Origin of the sequence: Salipaludibacillus neizhouensis (assembly GCF_002886185.1) — a bacterium.
Lineage (GTDB): Bacteria > Bacillota > Bacilli > Bacillales > Salisediminibacteriaceae > Salipaludibacillus > Salipaludibacillus neizhouensis.
The window spans coordinates 981,094-1,000,017 of record NZ_KZ614147.1; the positions used below are offsets into that span (position 1 = coordinate 981,094).

Annotated in this window: 19 protein-coding genes and 1 riboswitch; of the genes, 12 read left to right on the top strand and 7 right to left on the bottom strand. The window is 37.8% G+C overall.

Annotation, left to right across the window (positions count from 1 at the left end):
- Positions 1-280 precede the first annotated feature (280 nt).
- Positions 281-1,252 carry a LacI family DNA-binding transcriptional regulator gene (locus tag CEF18_RS21410; protein ID WP_110938520.1) on the bottom strand — a complete coding sequence of 324 codons (972 nt, stop codon included), beginning with the start codon at positions 1,250-1,252 and terminating at the stop codon, positions 281-283.
- A gap of 116 nt (positions 1,253-1,368) precedes the next feature.
- Here CEF18_RS21410 and CEF18_RS21415 point away from each other — a divergent pair, with 116 nt between their 5' ends.
- Positions 1,369-2,352: an alpha/beta hydrolase family protein gene (locus CEF18_RS21415; protein ID WP_110938521.1), complete on the top strand. Its 984-nt coding sequence runs from the start codon at positions 1,369-1,371 to the stop codon at positions 2,350-2,352.
- Between the two features lie 163 nt (positions 2,353-2,515).
- On the opposite strand, the gene CEF18_RS21420 is transcribed toward CEF18_RS21415, so the two are convergent.
- Together CEF18_RS21420 and CEF18_RS21425 are read right to left on the bottom strand one after the other, a co-directional pair.
- Complete coding sequence (locus CEF18_RS21420) at positions 2,516-4,105, bottom strand: YheC/YheD family protein (RefSeq protein ID WP_223292449.1); 1,590 nt, start codon at positions 4,103-4,105, stop codon at positions 2,516-2,518.
- A 215-nt stretch (positions 4,106-4,320) separates the two neighbouring features.
- Entirely contained in the window at positions 4,321-4,560 is a 240-nt protein-coding gene (locus CEF18_RS21425) for a hypothetical protein (protein WP_110938523.1), read from the bottom strand.
- A gap of 359 nt (positions 4,561-4,919) precedes the next feature.
- Between CEF18_RS21425 and CEF18_RS21430 the strand changes: the two genes are divergently transcribed.
- Positions 4,920-5,954, top strand: a complete 1,035-nt coding sequence (locus tag CEF18_RS21430; RefSeq protein WP_110938524.1) for an N-acetylmuramoyl-L-alanine amidase — start codon at positions 4,920-4,922, stop codon at positions 5,952-5,954.
- 60 nt (positions 5,955-6,014) lie between these two features.
- On the opposite strand, the gene CEF18_RS21435 is transcribed toward CEF18_RS21430, so the two are convergent.
- The gene (locus CEF18_RS21435) at positions 6,015-6,848 is read right to left on the bottom strand and encodes an alpha/beta hydrolase (protein ID WP_110938525.1); all 834 of its coding nucleotides are present in this window, start codon (positions 6,846-6,848) and stop codon (positions 6,015-6,017) included.
- A 313-nt stretch (positions 6,849-7,161) separates the two neighbouring features.
- On the opposite strand from CEF18_RS21435, the gene CEF18_RS21440 reads away from it, so the two are divergent.
- Positions 7,162-7,854 (top strand): phosphatase PAP2 family protein, encoded by a 693-nt coding sequence (locus CEF18_RS21440; RefSeq protein WP_110938526.1) that lies wholly within the window; start codon positions 7,162-7,164, stop codon positions 7,852-7,854.
- A 441-nt stretch (positions 7,855-8,295) separates the two neighbouring features.
- Here the strand turns inward: CEF18_RS21440 and tnpB are convergent, their stop codons facing one another.
- Complete coding sequence (tnpB, locus tag CEF18_RS21445; protein WP_110938527.1) at positions 8,296-9,468, bottom strand: IS200/IS605 family element RNA-guided endonuclease TnpB; 1,173 nt, start codon at positions 9,466-9,468, stop codon at positions 8,296-8,298.
- A 167-nt stretch (positions 9,469-9,635) separates the two neighbouring features.
- Here tnpB and CEF18_RS26160 point away from each other — a divergent pair, with 167 nt between their 5' ends.
- The 5 genes from CEF18_RS26160 (at position 9,636) to CEF18_RS21465 (ending at position 13,353) form a co-directional block, all read left to right on the top strand.
- A complete protein-coding gene (locus tag CEF18_RS26160; protein ID WP_183040984.1) occupies positions 9,636-10,481 on the top strand; it encodes a hypothetical protein in 846 nt (281 codons plus the stop codon).
- A gap of 631 nt (positions 10,482-11,112) precedes the next feature.
- Entirely contained in the window at positions 11,113-11,565 is a 453-nt protein-coding gene (locus CEF18_RS21455; RefSeq protein ID WP_110938528.1) for a hypothetical protein, read from the top strand.
- Positions 11,566-11,946: 381 nt separating this feature from the next.
- The gene (locus CEF18_RS21460; protein ID WP_110938529.1) at positions 11,947-12,798 is read left to right on the top strand and encodes a DegV family protein; all 852 of its coding nucleotides are present in this window, start codon (positions 11,947-11,949) and stop codon (positions 12,796-12,798) included.
- Positions 12,799-12,872: 74 nt separating this feature from the next.
- Positions 12,873-13,007, top strand: coding sequence for a hypothetical protein (locus CEF18_RS26905; protein WP_259457896.1), 135 nt, complete (start codon positions 12,873-12,875; stop codon positions 13,005-13,007).
- Between the two features lie 175 nt (positions 13,008-13,182).
- The gene (locus CEF18_RS21465; protein ID WP_183041012.1) at positions 13,183-13,353 is read left to right on the top strand and encodes a hypothetical protein; all 171 of its coding nucleotides are present in this window, start codon (positions 13,183-13,185) and stop codon (positions 13,351-13,353) included.
- Here CEF18_RS21465 and CEF18_RS21470 read toward each other — a convergent pair.
- Complete coding sequence (locus CEF18_RS21470; RefSeq protein WP_183040985.1) at positions 13,322-14,137, bottom strand: serine/threonine protein kinase; 816 nt, start codon at positions 14,135-14,137, stop codon at positions 13,322-13,324. The genes CEF18_RS21465 and CEF18_RS21470 overlap by 32 nt on opposite strands.
- Before the next feature lie 322 nt (positions 14,138-14,459).
- Here CEF18_RS21470 and galU point away from each other — a divergent pair, with 322 nt between their 5' ends.
- From galU to CEF18_RS21485, 4 genes are all read left to right on the top strand, one after another.
- Positions 14,460-15,356: a UTP--glucose-1-phosphate uridylyltransferase GalU gene (gene galU / locus CEF18_RS21475; RefSeq protein ID WP_110938532.1), complete on the top strand. Its 897-nt coding sequence runs from the start codon at positions 14,460-14,462 to the stop codon at positions 15,354-15,356.
- 439 nt (positions 15,357-15,795) lie between these two features.
- The gene (locus CEF18_RS21480; RefSeq protein WP_110938533.1) at positions 15,796-16,638 is read left to right on the top strand and encodes an SGNH/GDSL hydrolase family protein; all 843 of its coding nucleotides are present in this window, start codon (positions 15,796-15,798) and stop codon (positions 16,636-16,638) included.
- Positions 16,639-17,565: 927 nt separating this feature from the next.
- Complete coding sequence (locus CEF18_RS26665; RefSeq protein WP_223292450.1) at positions 17,566-17,724, top strand: transposase; 159 nt, start codon at positions 17,566-17,568, stop codon at positions 17,722-17,724.
- 16 nt (positions 17,725-17,740) lie between these two features.
- A complete protein-coding gene (locus CEF18_RS21485) occupies positions 17,741-18,298 on the top strand; it encodes a transposase (RefSeq protein ID WP_223292425.1) in 558 nt (185 codons plus the stop codon).
- A 318-nt stretch (positions 18,299-18,616) separates the two neighbouring features.
- Here the strand turns inward: CEF18_RS21485 and CEF18_RS26165 are convergent, their stop codons facing one another.
- Entirely contained in the window at positions 18,617-18,766 is a 150-nt protein-coding gene (locus CEF18_RS26165) for a hypothetical protein (RefSeq protein WP_183040986.1), read from the bottom strand.
- Positions 18,767-18,804: 38 nt separating this feature from the next.
- Positions 18,805-18,887: riboswitch (cyclic di-GMP riboswitch) on the bottom strand.
- Positions 18,888-18,924: the final 37 nt, after the last annotated feature.

Consider the following 18,924-nt stretch of genomic DNA (forward strand, 5'->3'; position numbering starts at 1 on the left):
TGTTCGAGTGCTGATTATGAGAAATACACTTGTAATCGCCTTTAAAAACTGCGGTGGCCCTGTTCGTTGTTTTTAAGGATGTGTCAAAAGATTTTTTGGTCTTTTGACACATTTTTTTAGGAAGTTAAGAATTTATAAGTTGACAGCTATCTTTACGCCGCGCGTGTCAAGGGAAGTTCGCTTCCTTTCGAGTAGCACCTACACGCAATACGTAGGTGCTACTCGGGGGTGGCTTTAAAGATCACGCTGTATTTAACAAAAGACGGCTATGCCGCTTTTCTTAGAATTGCCGAGTTATCAGTGTTAACTCAGGCTGGAGAATCGATGTTGTGACAGGTACGTCATTTTCAATCATTTTTATTAATGAATCAACGATCGTTTCAACAATTTTTTCGAGAGGAACGCCAACTTTCATGAGTGGAATCTCTAATTTATCTACTTGAGGAAGATTGTCGTAACTGATTATCGGAATATCCTTCACACGAGGTCGGGAATCTTCCGATAAAGCCTGAATGGATCCACGTGCTAAATCATAGCTGCCGATAATAATCGAATCGGGCAGCTCTTGTGTACTTAAAAATTTTTTCATAGCTAAATAACCATCATGTCTGTTTAAGCCTGATGTATCTGCATAAAGAGCTTGTTTTAACGGTCCGAATTGCTTTTTAATTCCTGTACAATAACCACTGAATTTATCATCCTGCAAAGCATCGTTTTCGGAGCACATTCCGACGTAAAGGATATTTTGATGTCCTTCATTAGCGAAGTGGTCAACAGCGATTCGTATGGCTTCCTGTCTATTAGCATCCACAGTTGGAAAGCATGCACCTTCAGCAATTCCGTAACTTAAAATTGGAATGGGAGAAGCTTGGATAGATGGAATATCTTTATTTTCATTAAATACTAAAATAGCATCGACTTGGAAGCGTTGAAATGTATTGACAGCTTGCTTCATTTCATTGATCGAAACGAGTGTTGTATACTGTCGATTTTCAAGGGCTTTATTTATATGTGTAAGAAGAGCAGCTTGTGCTTCACGTTCTAAACTCGACCATACGACACCGATTGTTTGTGACTTTTTTGACACAAGACTTTGAGCAGCCGCATTCGGTTGATATCCAAGTTCATTCGCAATCGCCGTAATTTTTTTCTTGGTTGGGGCTTTTACTAAGGGACTGTCTCTTAAAGCTTTTGAAACAGTCGAATAACTGACACCAGCTGTTTTTGCAATATCTTTTATCGTTACACTCATGATAGCAACCCTCCTGATATACCAGTGGTAACAACGTTGTTATCGCTGTCCTATTTTTAGTATATAGTCAGTATATGAATAGTTCAATAAATTAGCTTAAAAAGGAGAGGAATATAATGGCTGAAAATACATGGGCTCCTACTGATTATTATCAGCAATTAATAGAACCGCCTAAAAGTAATCATACGCAAGAAAACTGTGAACTCATTAAAAAACTAGATGAGTCTTTAGGTGAATTTGCATTTACCGGAGACATAACGATAAATCGTGTGATGAGCCGTTCGGATGAAGGAGATTATCTAAAAGAGTATGTGGAGGTGATCTCCGAAGACCACGGCGCCTTTCCGATGTATATTCTTACTCCGAAAAAGGATAAAGAGCGCTATCCGGCAGTCATTGCGCTTCACGGTCATGGCAAGTATGGACAGGAAGCGGTTCTAGGTGTTGATGAAGAAGACGGAGAAATTCACCACCAATTTGGTGTTTCTCTCGTTCAAAAGGGATTTAAAGTATTTATCCCAGAAATAATCGGTTTCGGAAAAAGGCGTTTAAAACGTGATATATCAGAAGGAAATCTCTCTTCTTGCTCAAGACTCGGAACCGCTTTACTCCTTAAAGGGAAAACTTTAGCAGGAAAAAGAGTAGCAGAAGTTCGATCTTTACTGCGGTTGATACAGGAAGATCCTGTCGTTGACTCGAACCGGATAGGAATTGTCGGGTTTTCAGGTGGCGCCCTTATCGCTGCTTACTCCATGATTTTAGCGAAGGAAATTCAAGGTGGTGTATTGTCGGGATTCCCTAGTACGTTTCAGGGAAGTATATTGGATCGCGTTCACTGCATTGATAATTACATTCCACATATGTATGAGGATGCCGATTTACCTGAATGGCTTATGCTCATTGCTCCGCGACCGTTGTATTTTGAATGCGGAATTCATGATAAAGTGTTCCCGCGAAACGCAGCAGAAACGGCAATTCGAGAAGTTAATCAGCATTACCAAAAGTATGACAATGGCTCATTTTTTGGATTTGACCAATTTGACGGAGGGCATGAAGTGTCAGGAGAAAAAAGCTTTGAATGGCTTCGTAGGATGGTGTAGGCAAGGAAACAAGGGGACGGTTCTCTGCTTCATTTTGAACAAGGATCAGGTTGTTTTCATTAAATAAGGCGATGAAAAAGAAGAGGATGCCCTCTTCTTTTTTTGTTTGTAACGGGGAGAAATCATTGTATGTGTTTGAGATATTTGACGCTGTACGAAAATATTATTTCCAAAATGCCCACCATTTCTTTGTCTGTTTATCTTCTCTCTCTTTGCTGGTAACTAACAGTTTTTTTGTTTCCTTTAATTCTCGTAAATTTTCCGTTATCCTGTTATCACGTTCCTCCATTCTTCTCATTTTTTCATCTGTGCTTTTACGGTGCTGATCTATTTTCTCGAGAAGGTCTTTGTTAAATTCCTCATTATTGATGACGAGATTCTTTTTTTGTTTATCTTCTCGCGCTTCGCTGGCTGCTAGTAATTTCTTTGTGTCCTGTAACTCACGTAAAGTTCCTATCAGTTTGTGTTCATTTTCCTCTGCATTTTTGCGGTGCTCTTCTATTTTCTCAAGAAGGCCTTTATTATCTTGCAAATTGTTATTAGATAAAGGTGAACCAGCAAGAAGTTGTCTGCTAGTATTATTTATTTTACTTATCTCTATCCTATTGGTTGCTAAAGAGCGTGCATATTTAAAAGGGGTATTATATATATCCCTTGTCAATTTAGAATAATTTATTCGTTTCACAATTTTTCTTTGAGGTTTACCATTTACTTCAATAAGCCATGCCTTACCTTGTTGATCTAAACCAAAATCTACACTCAGCTCGCCTAAATGGCCAATTTGTCTTTCTAGTATTTGTGCAATTTGTATACCTAAGGTTTTCATGTTTTTTATTTTATCTACAGAAAGGTTGTTATTACACTTAATGGTATTATTTAAGCTTTTTATTTCTGTACACATATTAGTAACGTAAGATGTAGAGGTACCAAGTCTACTAAGTCCTCCAGTAACTTTCCAATTACCTTGCTCATTTTTTTGTACATACATCCGTATATCATAAATTTTTTGATTGGTTTGATCGAGAGGAATAAAATTTTGTACTAAAAACCTCTCGTTTTTAATTAATTCATTGATACTTTTTATGAAATCCTCGGGATTCAAAGTATTTATTTTTGCCGGCACTAAAAACCTTTCGTCATTCATTAATTCAGGCTGCTTTTTTATATTCGTTTTATTAGCTTCATCTAATAGTGTATTCCTGTCTGAGGATTCTAGATTTTCTTGAGGAATTTCCTCATTAGTAATATTCTTGTGTATATTAATGTATAATCTGAATTTATTATCATCAGTCTGTTCAATCAAGTAAACACGCTTACCTAAACTTCCTTTACAAGGTTTAAGAATAAGTTTCCGATAGGTTGATAATAGTTTTAATAATTGGCTACTTTGAAATAGATACGTATCCGGTAAATGGCTTCCTATAGAACTTTTTTGCAATATTTGATGCATCGTCCACTTGTCAAATCTAGTAATGCAATTAAATACTTTTCCTTTTCCAATAACTCCTTCAATTTTACTTACCAACTGGCGCTCCGATGAATAAGACCGATTATAGACAGCTCCAGGGAAAGGACAACTTTTCTTTTCCCATTTGGTACCATTGAAGAAAAAACCTCGAATTCGTTTTTTAGACCAGTTTATTCCTTTAGAATTAAATACTAATAAATCGACATTTAAAGACTTAGTTCTCTCAAAATCTCGTACCCTTCCAGGGTTTCTCACTAAGACACCAATCAAAGTTTTTTTAGCCACAGGCAATTAACACCTCCAATTCTTTGATAATCTTAAATTCCTTGAAATAACTAGAAAATAGGAAATTTATCAATTTAATAACGTTTTTTATAGTGATCTTATAGGTAATGCTTAAGATACTATGTAGAGGGGTTACTGTAGCTATAGTTTGTTATGACTACAAGCAACCCACTTCATTTCCCCAAAATGAAAAAATACCTCTACTCTATTTAAATTTAGACTTCTTCAGCCTGAATCAATAGAGTAACCAATCCAATAGCTGCTACATCAATGGTAGTTTCAAAATCCATTGCCGGGCAATCCACTTCAACAGGGACCCCAAGCACTTCTATATCAACAAACCCATTTGCTGCAGGAAACTCGACGTTTGCAAAAACTGTGACTGGTTCAAGTAGATCAACTCCATCAATTGCTGTAATTTGCACAGTAACTGAACATAAACCTACTACACCCATTTATTATTCCTCCTCCTAAAATATTTCTTGTTACATTAATAAGGTATGTTTTTTAAATAGTACTGCCTGTTGGTTTGACCAGTGAATGGAGAATAAAGGCTAAAAAACTAGGATGGAAACAAAGGGACGGTTCGCTGCTTCAAGGAAGCAGCGAACCGTCCCTTTGTTTTGCCCTTTGCCTCCTCCTTTTTTCCGAGTGGTGTGTACATATTGATAGCAAGGGTGTTTATTCACCGTCTGCATAATATATGGCGAGCCTACGTGGCTAATGCCGTTTCATGTCTTGAATTTCTACATGTAATGATAGAAAGGAGTGGAGGTATCAAAGTTTAAACGGTAAAAAATAAAGAAAGGCGAGGATGAGTGTGAATAGAATCATTTGTTTAGATGCGGGCCATGGCGGTAAGGATTCGGGAGCAACCGGTTATGGACTTAGGGAAAAGGATCTTTGTTTAGAGCGAGTACTCAGGATGAAACAATTATTTGAACGGAAATATCGAGGTTCGACGGTTTTACTGACGCGAAACACGGATGTATTTTTAGAGCTTGGTGAACGAGTTCAAGTGGCGAATGAGGCGGGGGCTGACGTCTTTATAAGTGATCACAAAAATGCGTTGAATGGCTCGGCACGTGGGTTTGAAAGTTTTATTTGGAATGGCGGAGTTAGTCCGTCTACTCGTAAACTTCAGGCCACTGTTCATCAACATGTGATTGGCGCTTTGAAGCGATATAACATGCCCGATCGGGGTAAAAAGCAAGCGGATTTTAGTGTGGTCAAGGGTTCAAACATGCCTGCTGTTCTTCTTGAAGAGGGATTTATTGATCATGAAACAGACAATAGTTTGTTGCGGCAAACGGATTTCAAAGAAGCTTATTGTCAAGCTGTCGTGGAAGGGGTAGCGGAATATCTAGGGTTGCAGACGAAAAAGGATAGTAGGAATTCGGCGACGAGTAAAGAGGATAAACAGGATGTCTTGGAACATCGGGAAATCGCATTACAGCCAACAGGTGCTTTCGCAACGATCCAGTCCACTCTAAACAGGCGTTATAATCTAAGTATTACAATAGACAATTTGTTCGGTCCTGAAACACGAGAGGCTTTCGTAAAAGGATTACAAACAGAGTTGAACAAACAATATAATCGAGGTCTGACTGTAGATGGGGTGTTTGGGCCGAAAACAAAAGCATCGTGCGTGAATATTCGAGAAGGCGCGAGTGGAAATATAACATGGATCCTCCAGGCAATTCTGTATTGCTTAGGGTATCAATTAGGTGAAATTGATGGAGAGTTCGGGATAAAAACAAGAGAAGCAGTAAAGACATTCCAGCGAGACACAAAACTCAAAATCGATGGTATTGCCGGTAAAGAAACCTTTCAAAAGTTGTTTGGATAGGCGCAAGGGGACGGTTCTCTGCTTCCTAAAAGGAAGCAGAGAACCGTCCCCTTGTCACCTTTAAAGTTCACTAACTGCTTTACGAATCCGAACGAGAGACTCTGAAAGTCGCAGTGGACTATGATTAAGGGATTTGTCTGAATATAATAGAATATCTACATCACCTGCAAACCAAGAATCTTCTAATTTTTCCAGTCCTAAAATAAATTCATTCAAGTGGTTATTTAAATCCCTCTGACTGGAAGTATTTTGCAAATATTTTATTTTAGGGATATATTGATGTTTATTGAAAAACTCGATAACACTTAATCGTGATTTGTAAGAATGAACCACTTCATCTCTAGTTAATGAAGGAAAAGAAAAGTTAAATGCTGTATTGACATGCCCTTTGTAATAATTCCAAACAATAGTTTGAGGATTATTAACCAACGCAGTTGTATCCTTTAAAAGTGTACCTAACATCAGTGACATAAAACCCCCAGCGGAACTACCGTATAACAACGTTTTAGAAGGTTTTAATTTAGCCATTGAAAGTATCGTTTGCAGGATAGAAGCAATATCCTCTATGTAATGACTTTGTTCATTTCCAATTCCCCAGCCCATATTCATTTGACCTAAATATAATGTTGGATCGTTATAATATATAAGATTTTCATTAAAATGCTCTATCCACTTGTGTCGATGAAAAATAGGTGGTTTAAGTTCAGAGGTGGCATCATAAGCACCAGAACCAAACACAATTGTTCTATCACTTTCTTTATTTAACCTAATAAGAAATTCAAATTTTACACTATCTTTTACAACCTCTAATACGATAGGTTCATTGTAGTTAGGAAAAATAGAATCCGTTAACTGAGCGTAATCAACTGAAACCTTCTTCAACTTATCAATCATGACTACCTCCTAAATCATCTTTCCCTATGAATGGAAAACAAGGGGATGGGTGGATCTGTGTTTAATTTTCTGTGTGATTACGACGACAACAATAAGCGACTGACAGCTTTAATTACTATATACTATTTTTTTGAAATAGTCTTAATAATTATTAAATCCCCGATATTCTGCTAATTTAAACAGGCTAAGAAAAACAAGGGGACGGTTCTCTGCTTCCTAGGAAGCAGAGAACCGTCCCCTTGTTTTGTGATTAAAAAACGGTGGAAAAGGGGACTTTATAAAGTAGCTATCGTGTTTTTAGAGGAGGATTACGTTGATTTTTAAAGGTACAAGACTTTCAGAGCTTACAAAAATGTCTATTATTTTGATTTTAGGTGTCATTATTATCATTGGTTCTTCTGCTTATTTTTTTGCGGAATTAGCGGAGGGAATACTTGAGGAAGAGTCTTTCTTTATCGATGAATTTGCAGTCAGTGTTTTGAACAGTTTTGACCAAAGCTTTTTAGCATCGGTGATGGCCGCTGTTACGGAAGCAGGTTCTGTGACGTGGATATCGATTGGTTCTGCGGTTTTAGCTGTATACTTGCTATTTTTTTCAGGTTTCAGTAGATGGGTAGCCGTTTTTTTCTTGGTTAATATCGTTGGCATAGGTTTGTTAACGCAAGGAATGAAAGTGGCTTTTGCGCGGGAAAGACCGGAGTTATTAGAGCAATATGACGGAATAGGCTTTAGTTTTCCAAGTGGCCATTCAACAGGTTCACTAGCATTTTACGGGTTTATAGTTTATGTCATTTTTGTTTCGAACATGAATACTGCACTAAAATGGGTGATAAACAGTTGTTTCTTTTTTTTAATTGTAATGATTGGACTTACGAGAGTATATCTTGGCGTCCATTACTTTAGTGATGTACTAGCTGGGTTTTCTTTCGGACTAGCCTGGTTAACAGTCTGTATCATGTTACTCGAAGTCACCCTCTGGAGCCAAAGGAAGAAGAAGGTGTCATAGGGACGGTTCTCTGCATCTTTTTGATGGATTGGAAAATGAAATGAACGTACGGAACTTTGAAACGAATAGTGAATCTTCTTGAAATAATATATAAGGAGAAGGGGTGTCTGGAAAGGGAAAGGAATTTTTCGGGGCATTTTCCAGTCCCATAATATTGATAGCGCTCTATCAAGGTGATATGATGGCATGAATGAATATCTATAATAGTAGTTTTTGAGTTGATAAGGTTTTTAAAAATTTAGATGTTTTATTAATTATTTTATATCCAAGCCTCATGAAAGCAATTGGGTTGGATTTATCAATAAATACAATGATATACATCTATCATTGATAAAATTGTTATTCGGCATGTTGAGTTGAACTACCCACCACTTAACTGCTCCTGCGAGCTGTTTGAAGTGGGGGATTCCTAAGAACACTAGCGTAACCGCCAGTTATGGATTAGGCTATCCCCGTCGCACCGACGGTTAGAAGTCTTATAGCTTCGTTTTTTAGATTTAATCCTGCGTTAATATCGCGGTCGTGATGTACTCCACAAACACAAGTCCATTCACGTAAAACTTGATCTTTAACGTCTTTATTTTTATAGCCGCAGCTCGAACACAACTGAGAGCTAGGGAAGGTTTTACTCACTTCCACTACTGTCTTCGCGTACCATTCAGCCTTGTACTTTAACAGGCTCTTGAATTGATACCAAGACACATCAGCGATCGATTTAGCGGTCTTCTTATTTTTCATCAGCTTCGATACTTGCAGACTCTCGATTCCGGTAATATCGTGGTTTTTGATAATATCCGTAGAGGTCTTATGCAAAAAATCTGTACGCTTGTTTTCGATCTTTTCGTGAATTCGAGCAACTTTGATTCGTTGCTTGTTCCAGTTACTAGAACCGATTACTCGTCTTGAAAGTATCTGTTGGGCTTCTGCTAACTTTTGCTCGAACGAATGAAAGTAACGGTTGTTTCTGTATCTTGTTCCATCCGCAAGGATAGCGAAGTCTTTCAGCCCTAGATCAACTCCTGTGTTAGCGTTTGTTTTCCGTAGTTCAACTACTTCTGTTTCCGCTAAGATAGATACAAAATACTTTCCACTTGGATGACGTCGAATGGTTACATTGATAATCCGCCCATCTACTTCACGACTTTTGGCAAACCGAACAAGACCAAGCTTAGGCAACTTGATGTGTTTATCAAGGACTGCAATATTCCCATTTGTTTGCTTGGTCATATAGGATTGGACCTTATTCTTTTTAGACTTGAACCTTGGCGCGTCGTTTTGCTTCTTATAATAGCGCTGGTAAGCATCGGCTAAATTTTCAACGGACTTTTGAAGGGAAATACTATCTACTTCTTTTAAGAAAGGATAATGTTCTTTCAAATGTCGAACAGCTTTTACCGAGTCGTATTTATTGAAAAATTCCCCTTTCCAATTGTTTGAGGGTAATTGACCGTTTTGCGCCATTTCTTCGACAATATACCAGTAAGCATCTTTTTGCTTCTGCTTACCGAGGAAAAAATTGAACACGAATCTGGAGCATCCAATCGTCTTATTGATCAACTCCACTTGTCTTTTATTAGGGAAAACACGAAATTTAAACGCCTTTTTCACTAGCACTGAACTCACCTCGTTTTATAGGGACGTTTGTTCTAATTATACCATGACAGTGAGTGTTTTTGCTATCGCCAACCGCCATTCATCTCCCCCTTATCGATGGGTTAAAAGCCCTTCTCGCGATTGAAGAGGGAGTCTTCTGTAAGAAAACGATAAAAGGAAGTGTAAAAATGGATCTAAAGACAGCCTATAAAATAATGGGTATTCCAGAAGACGCATCAATCGATCAATTAGAGAAGCAATACATGCTTTGGATTAGAAAAGAAAAGGCACAGCAAGATCAAAGGCAAGAAGGCGCTCAGGCGGATAATAATTCTATTGATATGGATAAGATTACAGAAGCATATTATCTGATTAAAAATCCTGATTCCGATTTTACACGGCCTGAAGAAGAGGAAACGAACGAAAGAATTGGGTTTTTAAACTTTTATAAATATCATTTAATTGGACTCCTTCTTTTTATTAGTATAGTTGGGTATTTCGTGTACAATTTTATTGATCATAGAGCTGAAGAAGCAGCAAAGGCTAATCTTCCTACCCCGGACTTTGAGGTTTTGATTATGGGTAATTTCGATATCCATTTGGAAAACATTCCGTTGTTAGAAGATAGAATAAAAAAGGAATTTCCAGAATGGAAGAATGTAAAAATCAACTATGAACAATCATCTGTCGGTGATGATATTCAAATAGACTTTGCCAAGAGACCAGCATTGCTAATGACTCTGCGTGAAAATACCCCAGATTTGTATCTCGTCGATGCTGAACACTTTGATATCCTGTTCGATTATGAACTATTTGCACCTATTAACATGGGTGACGAGCTTACGGAAAAAGAGGATAACGATACATTTTGGTATAACCAATTAGATGGAGAAAGTGAACAGTTATATGGAGTGGATATGGCGGATAGTGCTATTTTTAGTGCATTTGAGTTCGGAAACGATGAAGTAATTGCCGCAATTCGAGACGCCAGTCCAAAACAAGAAAATGCACAGGAATTTATCAAACAGAGGTAAACATAGGGACGGTTCTCTGCTTCCATTTGACTGAGCATATGTGTGTGGATAAGCTGTCTGACTTGGCTCTAATTAAATGAAAAAGACTGCAATGACAATTTAATAAATAGACAAGCCCGAGTGATCAAGTATGAAGGAAAGCACTTCAATACTTGGGCTTTTTTGTGTTTGTACAGCAAATTTGGTGACGGTAGAAGGAATATAAATGAAAAAGTACCATAAGCATTAGCTTATAGTCCGCTGATTATAAGCTGAGATTAAGAAAGGATTCGTTGACGTATCTGTAAATCTATCCATTCAAATCACTCATCTTTAACCTAGTTCTATATAACTATTACAATTATACATAAAAGATAGTTTTTTGAAAATTGTAGTTGTTTATTAGGATTTATATAGTAAAATAGAATTAGACATAAAGACTGTTAAACGTTCACTTCGGAAGGGAAAAAAGGAACCATTTTTATCTTTAAGAGATAAGAATTTATAAAATTAGCAGCTATCTTTACGCCACAAGTATCAAGGGAAACCCACCCTTGATACTTAAGTGATGGTGGCTTTAAAGATCACGCTGTATTTAATAAAAGACGCTACGCGTTTTTCTTATTGTATATATTGAAAAGAGGTGATCGTGATGGGATTATTAGGGGAAATGACAAGAACTGCTTTCAAATTTAATAAGAACGGAGCACCGATAAGGGTTTCGAAAGATAAGATATTACAACTATTGCAGGACAATATTAAAGACGAAAATATAAGCATTTCAGCTGTTGAATTCCACGATGGATTATTGATTGTAACTGGATCCGTCAAGAAAATCACGATGACGATTAACTTCTCAATGAGTTTGGTTCCCGAATGTACGCAAAATAGGATTATCCATTTCAGAGTGAAAAAAGTGAAACCATTTCATTGTAATTGGTTAAATAAAAAATTACTTAAAAATAAATCTCCTTATGTTTTTTATAGTAATGAAATCATTAGTTTTGATCTAAATCAAATTGAAAAGATTAAGAGTGTCCCAATCGGTAACCTTAAAAACATAGAAATTAAAGACGGAATGCTGATAGTGAAAATAGGTCTGTGAGAGGGAATGTTTCTCTACTTCTTTTTAACGACGGTAATACTAAAGGCAACGCAGCAAGGAATAACGCCATAATCAGGGGTTATTGGCTTGGAAAGAAAATAGGTGTGACGCAAAGGTAGTTGTCATGCCATAAAAAGTAAGTCACCCCACATTTGTCATTAGCCTTTAAATGAGATCATACACGAAAACCTGGTCATCTAATCTATCCCGCGTCAAAACCCACGACTGATAGTAAAATATATTTCTTCAAACTTCACATACCTCCATTATTTCCTTTATAATTAAAAGTACAGTTCTTCCTTTTCTAGGGAAGGCTTTGAATCAACTATTGACACCATGAGGATCATTCCTATAGATACTTGGAAATGAGGAGATATACTTATGAGCAGAATTATTTTGTCGACAGAGAGTGGAGCAGATCTGCCACACGATTTAGCCAGCAAACATGATGTCCAAGTCGTCCCAATGCACGTAATCATGGACGATCAAGATTATCTTGATGGTTCCTTGCCTGTACAAGATATTTATGACTATTATGATCGCACGAAAAAAATACCGACCACTACATCAACGAATGCCTATGAATATCATGACTTTTTCGCAGAGATCAAAGCGGATTTTCCGGATTGCATTATAATTCACATTGGTTACACATCAAAAGCATCCTCGTCCTTTCAAAATGCAGTTCTGGCTTCCGAGGATTTTGAGGATCTCTTTCTAATAGACGCGTTGAACGTGACAGGGGGACTAATGGTAGTGGTGATGTATGCCGTTTCCGTATTGGAGAATGATCCTGGGATTGAACCCGCTCATTTAATTAAAAAAATTGAATCCATCGTTCCAAAAGCAAGACTCGCTTTCGTTCCGGGCAAGCTGGATTTTTTGAGAGCAGGTGGTCGTGTAAGTAATGCGGCCTATCTTGGAGGAGCTTTGTTAAAAATAAAGCCACTTATAGAATTAATTGACGGAAACCTCGTTTCAACCAAAAAGTATCGAGGGAAAATGAACCGCGTCGCCGAAAAATTGCTGTCAGATTTTCTAAACAAATACGATATCGACCGGGAACAACTGTATTTTCAATATTCCATCGGTCTTGATGAAAGTATCAAGGAGCGAATGGATGACATCGCAAAGGAAGCCGGCTTCAAAAATGTTAAATGGATTCAAGCCGGCGCGATGATCTCCACCCATGCCGGCCCCGGCGGCTTCGGCGTCGCAGGCTTGGAAGCATAGGGACGTTTCTCTGCTTCATTTTAGATTCAGAGAGACTTTCGCGATTATACGTTTATTTTAGTAGATAATTGGATATGGAATATTCAGGGGCAACTAAATTTGGGGAGACTTTAGATGCGATGTTGCTTGGTAGAGCAAAAGATGATCGTTTTCTAATCATTGATCCTTCCAAAGTTACCTGGGCACGTAACACAAGCTTTCTACGATAAGTATAAGCTCGTTTGATATTCATTAAGCTACGCTGATCATCTTTGGGTGTGGTATTATTATAGTAACTATCGTTGCATTTAAGGATTTAAAATTATTTAGAGTTCTCACAACAAAAGGGAGTGTTGGACATGTTTAAGATATTAAAAAAATTAATGAGCAGTCGGGGCAGCAGCAGTGGAAGAAAGCACCGGTCGTATAGTTCAAGTGATCGTCATTATCGCGGACGCGGAAGACAATACAGCAGCAGTGATCGACGCAGATCTTCTTCCCACGGAAGTCACCGTTATAAAAGAAAAGGGTATGGGAGCAGCAGTTAATGCTTGTTGCTATGCAATTGAGCAATAGCTTGCGTGACATCTTCCATGATCTCAGTAATGTTCCAATAAGGTTTTTCCATACGAAGTAATCGCTTTAAAAGGTGAGACGTTTTTGGATGCAGGGTTAATTCCTCGGTCCAAGGACGTCCTTTTTTTATCCCGGAATCATAATTAGAATAGAGTAAAAAAAGCAATAAGTCCCCTAAGTCATAAAAGTCCTCTCTTAGAAGTGCGAGCTTTGTCTCATTTGCCTTCGGATCAGATTGGTCAGACGCACTCTTCCATTGCTTGGCTAAGCCAAAGTCAATAATAGCGGGCTTGGAAGCGTCCTGCAGGATGACATTAGGGATTCGAATATCTCCGTGTACGATTCCCGATGAATGGATACTTGCTAGAATTTGCATCAATTCATGGATTAATAGTAAGGACTCCTTTTCGGAAAACCGTTGTTTTTTGAGAAAAAGCACATCTTCCAGGTTTATTCCCTCCATATATTCCATCGCAATAAACAGGGTATTCTCAAAAATAAAAGAGTCATATAATGTCGGAATGTTCGTCTCGTTTAATTGTGCTAGAAGGGTTGTTTCTTGTTTAAATTGTTCTTGGATGACTTTTTTGCGTTTGCTTTTTGTCATCTGTTTTACGACACAAATGCGATTGGTAGTTAGATCTTTACATAGATAAGTCGTCCCATAGCTTCCAACCCCAAGCAACGATTGAACTCTATAGGAATGACGGATGACCGCATGACGCTTATAGTGGCGATCGATACATAGCCGAAATAGTCGTTTGAAAAATTTAAGTATAATCACCTGACCACCCCCCACCCTTCCTTAGCCTTATCCCATTATACCATCGGAAGCGCAGGGACGGTTCTCTGCTTCATTTTGTTAAGGGGACCGTGAGTACATAAATTTACGAAATTTAATTTTAAAAAACAGAGTATTATATCCTGTTATTTGGTAAAATTAATATATTGATGGATAATAGTATTAACTCTTCTCAATCATGATAGACTGTGTGACTAATTTCACATGTTAATTGTTACAAAAACGAATACATATTAGTAATCAAGCGTGAAACTTCCTTTCTTCGGATATAAAAGGGAATGATTAATCATAGGGGGCACAAATGATGAGAGTGAAAAAAGCAATTATTCCTGCTGCAGGACTAGGGACAAGGTTTTTGCCGGCAACGAAAGCACAACCGAAAGAAATGCTTCCTATTGTTGATAAACCAACGATTCAATACATCGTTGAAGAAGCGGTTGCATCTGGAATTGAAGACATTATTATTATAAGTGGTCGCGGGAAGCGTGCGATTGAGGATCACTTTGATAAGTCTTATGAACTGGAAGAAACGTTATTGAAAAAAGAAAAAATGGAGCTGCTAGCGGAAGTACAAGGTATATCCAATATGGCAAATATTCATTATATCCGTCAAAAAGAACCTCGGGGACTTGGACATGCTATTGGTTGCGCCAAGCACTTCATTGGTGACGAACCTTTCGCTGTATTACTTGGAGATGATATTGTTCAGTCTGAAACTCCTTGTTTAAAGCAGCTTATCGATGTATTTGACCGGTACAATTCTTCCGTTGTCGGGGTGCAACCCGTTTCTGATGAAGATGTTTCTAAGTACGGAATCGTATCACCAAAGTCAACAGAGGTTGAAAAGGGTGTTATTCATGTGAAGGACTTGGTTGAGAAACCAAAGCAGGAAGATTCTCCTTCTAATTTTGCGATTATGGGCCGTTACGTGTTGCGTCCGGAAATTTTTCGGATTCTGGATGAGTTGGAACCGGGAGCGGGAAATGAAATTCAATTAACGGATGCCATTAAGAAACTGAATGAAGAGCAAGTTGTCTTGGCTTACGAGTTTTCCGGTGAGCGTTATGATGTTGGTGATAAGCTGGGATTTGTCAAAGCAACGATAGATTTCGCGTTGCAAAGAGAAGATTTGCAAAAAGACGTGCTCGATTATTTGAATCAAATAACAAAGAGTTATTTGGAAGAAGAAAAACTATCTTAAGATAAGTGATGGCACCTTACTTTAAAACTGTGGCTGTATGGGGCTATATTGGTGGTTGCGGATAAATTCGTAAAGTCATAAGATGCCAAAACTTCTGCGAAAAAGTGCTCCTGGGGAAAAATTAAATACCCATTCATTAATCGCGGCAGATATCGATTTAGGTATCTGCTTTTTCTTGTACAGTCATATCAGGTAAACCTTAATAGATAGATATTTAAATGGCATATTGGGGTAATAGATTTAAATGATACCTAGATAATCCCAGAATCAGGGGAGAAGTCCGCACGACTGAAGCAGAGAACCGTCCCCTGCATCCACCTTGCATTCTATGTCGGTAATAGGCGATGAAAAGTAAGAAGGATTTGAAGGAATTTAACAAGGCCATCGGGAATTAGGATAGAGTGTATCTCGCGACTTTTTGGAAAGGTGGTTATCTTTTTTGAAGAACTTACTTTTTATTATGTTTATCTGTTTGAGCATCGCAACTACCCTCTTTGGTTATGTTCATTACAAAGATAAGTTAGCTAACATTGCAACTGCTGCGAAAACAGAATCGAGCGTAGTAGTGATGTCAGATTTGGGGGAACCTGAAGAACAACCAACTGAGGTGGAGGAAATGGAGAGCGAGGTTGCATTTTCTTTAGAATATGAGGAGGAAGAAACCCCGGCTGAAATAGAAGGCATTTTAGGTGATTGGGTGGAAGAGAAAAACAAAGCTAACGAAATCCGACTCAGCTTTTTAGGTTCATCTTCATTAGTAAACGACGCCGGTGAAAAAGAAAGCTGGCCGTATCTCGTTTCGTCAGAACTGGAATCTCAACTCAATAATCAAGATATTAGTTCGACCATCATAGACGTAGGTGTAACTCTCTCTATTGATGTTATCGATTCAGACTATGTAGACATGGTGATTGAGAGTAATCCAGACATCTTGTTTGTCGAACCCTTCATTCTGAATGATGTCAATGTGATTCAAATGGAAGATACGTTAAGCAATTTGAGAATCCTGTTATCAACAATTGAAAAAGATCTTCCTGACACGAGTGTCATTCTCATGCCTGCAAACCCTCTTGCGGACGCAGATTATTATACAGAGAAAACAACAGAAGACCTCGCTAATTTTGCGGAAAAAGAAGGTTTTGATTACGCAAACCACTGGGAAAATTGGCCAGACACCGATGATCCTGAGAATCTAAAACAATATTTAGAAAACAGTAGACCCAACACAGCAGGCCACCAACTCTGGGCCGACTATATCGTCGAGTATTTAACGAAGCAGTAGGGACGGTTCTGTGCTTCATTGTTATTGACGGAGAATCGTGAATAAGTGAATGCTCATTTTTTCGGAGATGACGTAGAGAATCTCTATTTTTCCAATGAACTCTGAGTGATATATTCGAAATGTACTTAGATATTAAGTACACTGGAGCGATCGATGATTCGGCTGAAAAGTTCAGTGAAGCATTGTTAAATAAATTAAAAAGATAGCTATTGTTCCCTGCAAAAGTTCATTTTAAATTTTTGCAGGAAACATTACTATTTTAATGGTGAAAAATTGACTGAATTAGTATATGATAGATTTATTAAACGCGATTCTGTATTTTATTCAAATTGAGTTTTTCCTGATTAGGTAGAGGATAATCTACTCATACATCCTGCCGCGAATAATTATGATCATTAGGAAATCAGATTTATTTATAGCAATAGCCATCGTTGTTTATCCATCGAACGATCTTCGAAGAAATACCAAAACTCCTGTGACCTTCTTTTTTCATCGCGTCATCAAACTTCCCGAAACCCTTTTATTACCCCAAAAAGTTTACCAATCAAATTTTTCTGACTTCAACCATCCCTGCAATTTAAAAACTTAAAAATCTACTAGTTCACCAATTAAACATGATCTCCTTGATATTTCGCCCCCCTTTTTATACCCCTTTGTTCCATAAAAAACCAGCACACATATTGGAGGAATGAAACGTGTCAGTAAGATTCATCAGAACATGCGTGAATATATTGAGCATAATCCCTGTCCCAATCGAAGAATGTATCGTAAATCTGCTAAAGACCATCCCCTATTTTATTATGCTGTTCCAGAATCACTTTAATTGGTTAATTCCCAAAGGAAGCAAGAGAACCGTCCCTATGTTTGGAGGTGATGAGCATGCCTCGTGGAGCTAGGGTGAAGAGTAGGAGTAGGGTGTATCATGTGATGTTGAGGGGGGCTAACAAACAGGAAATTTTTCATGACGATGAAGATTGCATGACATTTCTGGAGACTGTTGAAAAATACAAAATAAAATCAGAGATGGAAGTTTTCGCATGGTGTTTGATGAATAACCATGTACATCTTCTCTTAAAGGAGGAATGAAGATATTTCTACGACGATGAAGCGAATCGGAGTGAGTTTTGTCTGGTATTATAATTTGAAGTACAAAACTACCGGACATCTTTTTCAGGACAGGTTCAAAAGTGAAAATGTGGAAACGTATATGTATTTGCTGAGGGTAATTAGATATATCCACCAAAACCCTGTAAAAGCTGGGATAGCAAAGAGTGTTGATGAATGGCGATGGAGCAGTTGCTCTGGTTATTACGGTCAAAAAGTGAGTTTTTCAAGATTTATGTTGGATGATGATGTGATTTTGAGAATGTTTTCCGATGATGCCGCTGTCGCAAAAATGAAGTTTAAAGAATTTAACGAGAAAACGAATGATGATGAATGCCTTGATGATCGAGTAACGGAAAGAAAAAGGTTTACAGATGAAGAAGCGCGAATGGAAATCAAAAAGATTCTTGGCGAGGTTGAGATCGCACAAGTAAAAAGTCTCCCTAAGTTAAAAAGAGACATCGTATTACGAGAAACAAAAGAAGTCGAAGGAATATCCCAACGTCAAGCAGCAAGAATATTTGGCGTCTCCGCAAACCTGGTGTTTAGAGCTTAGGTAGAGCTTAGGGACGGTTCTCTGCATCGTTATATTCCATTCAACGTAGTTTTCATGAGAGGAACATCTGATAATTATACCCATTCGAATGTGAGCTACTCGATTCTTTACAGACTGGGGCTTTCTGCATATAGTTTTATAACGCAGGGGCTTAGAATAATTAATCAAATAATAAAGTCAGGCCAATGTAAGAAAAATAAAACTTCTCACATCAACCTGACTAGCAAATTTGTTTTATAAAACTGTTTTAAGATATATTTAACTTTTTACAGGTGAAACCATATTCCAATACAGCAAAAATCAGCGCAGAAGAGCCATCTAAGACAGTTTGATTTTCAAAATTCTTTCTTGATGATAAATAACCTTTTTTATTAATTGGCTTCTCTTTTCAGTTTCATTTTCACCGCATCGATTATAACGGTACATATAGTAACTGCCAAAAAAATCATTCCATATTATTTTCATCATCCTAATACCTCCTATTTTACTTTCGCAGAGAGGTGAAAGTTGGTAGCTGGCTGGCATAGTGAAAAACTTTAGCCCCTAAGCTTTGCGTCATCACTTTTCAGTAATTTTGCCCTTTATAATCATTATTTATGCTTTCCCCGAATACATTCCATTCAAAC

Coding starts and splice junctions, on each gene's coding strand:
- CEF18_RS21410 (WP_110938520.1), bottom strand. CDS start 1,252: ATGAGTGTAACGATAAAAGATATTGCAAAAACAGCTGGTGTCAGTTAT.
- CEF18_RS21415 (WP_110938521.1), top strand. CDS start 1,369: ATGGCTGAAAATACATGGGCTCCTACTGATTATTATCAGCAATTAATA.
- CEF18_RS21425 (WP_110938523.1), bottom strand. CDS start 4,560: ATGGGTGTAGTAGGTTTATGTTCAGTTACTGTGCAAATTACAGCAATT.
- CEF18_RS21430 (WP_110938524.1), top strand. CDS start 4,920: ATGAGTGTGAATAGAATCATTTGTTTAGATGCGGGCCATGGCGGTAAG.
- CEF18_RS21435 (WP_110938525.1), bottom strand. CDS start 6,848: ATGATTGATAAGTTGAAGAAGGTTTCAGTTGATTACGCTCAGTTAACG.
- CEF18_RS26160 (WP_183040984.1), top strand. CDS start 9,636: ATGGATCTAAAGACAGCCTATAAAATAATGGGTATTCCAGAAGACGCA.
- CEF18_RS21455 (WP_110938528.1), top strand. CDS start 11,113: ATGGGATTATTAGGGGAAATGACAAGAACTGCTTTCAAATTTAATAAG.
- CEF18_RS21460 (WP_110938529.1), top strand. CDS start 11,947: ATGAGCAGAATTATTTTGTCGACAGAGAGTGGAGCAGATCTGCCACAC.
- CEF18_RS26905 (WP_259457896.1), top strand. CDS start 12,873: ATGGAATATTCAGGGGCAACTAAATTTGGGGAGACTTTAGATGCGATG.
- galU (WP_110938532.1), top strand. CDS start 14,460: ATGAGAGTGAAAAAAGCAATTATTCCTGCTGCAGGACTAGGGACAAGG.
- CEF18_RS26665 (WP_223292450.1), top strand. CDS start 17,566: ATGTTGAGGGGGGCTAACAAACAGGAAATTTTTCATGACGATGAAGAT.
- CEF18_RS21485 (WP_223292425.1), top strand. CDS start 17,741: ATGAAGCGAATCGGAGTGAGTTTTGTCTGGTATTATAATTTGAAGTAC.
- CEF18_RS26165 (WP_183040986.1), bottom strand. CDS start 18,766: ATGATGAAAATAATATGGAATGATTTTTTTGGCAGTTACTATATGTAC.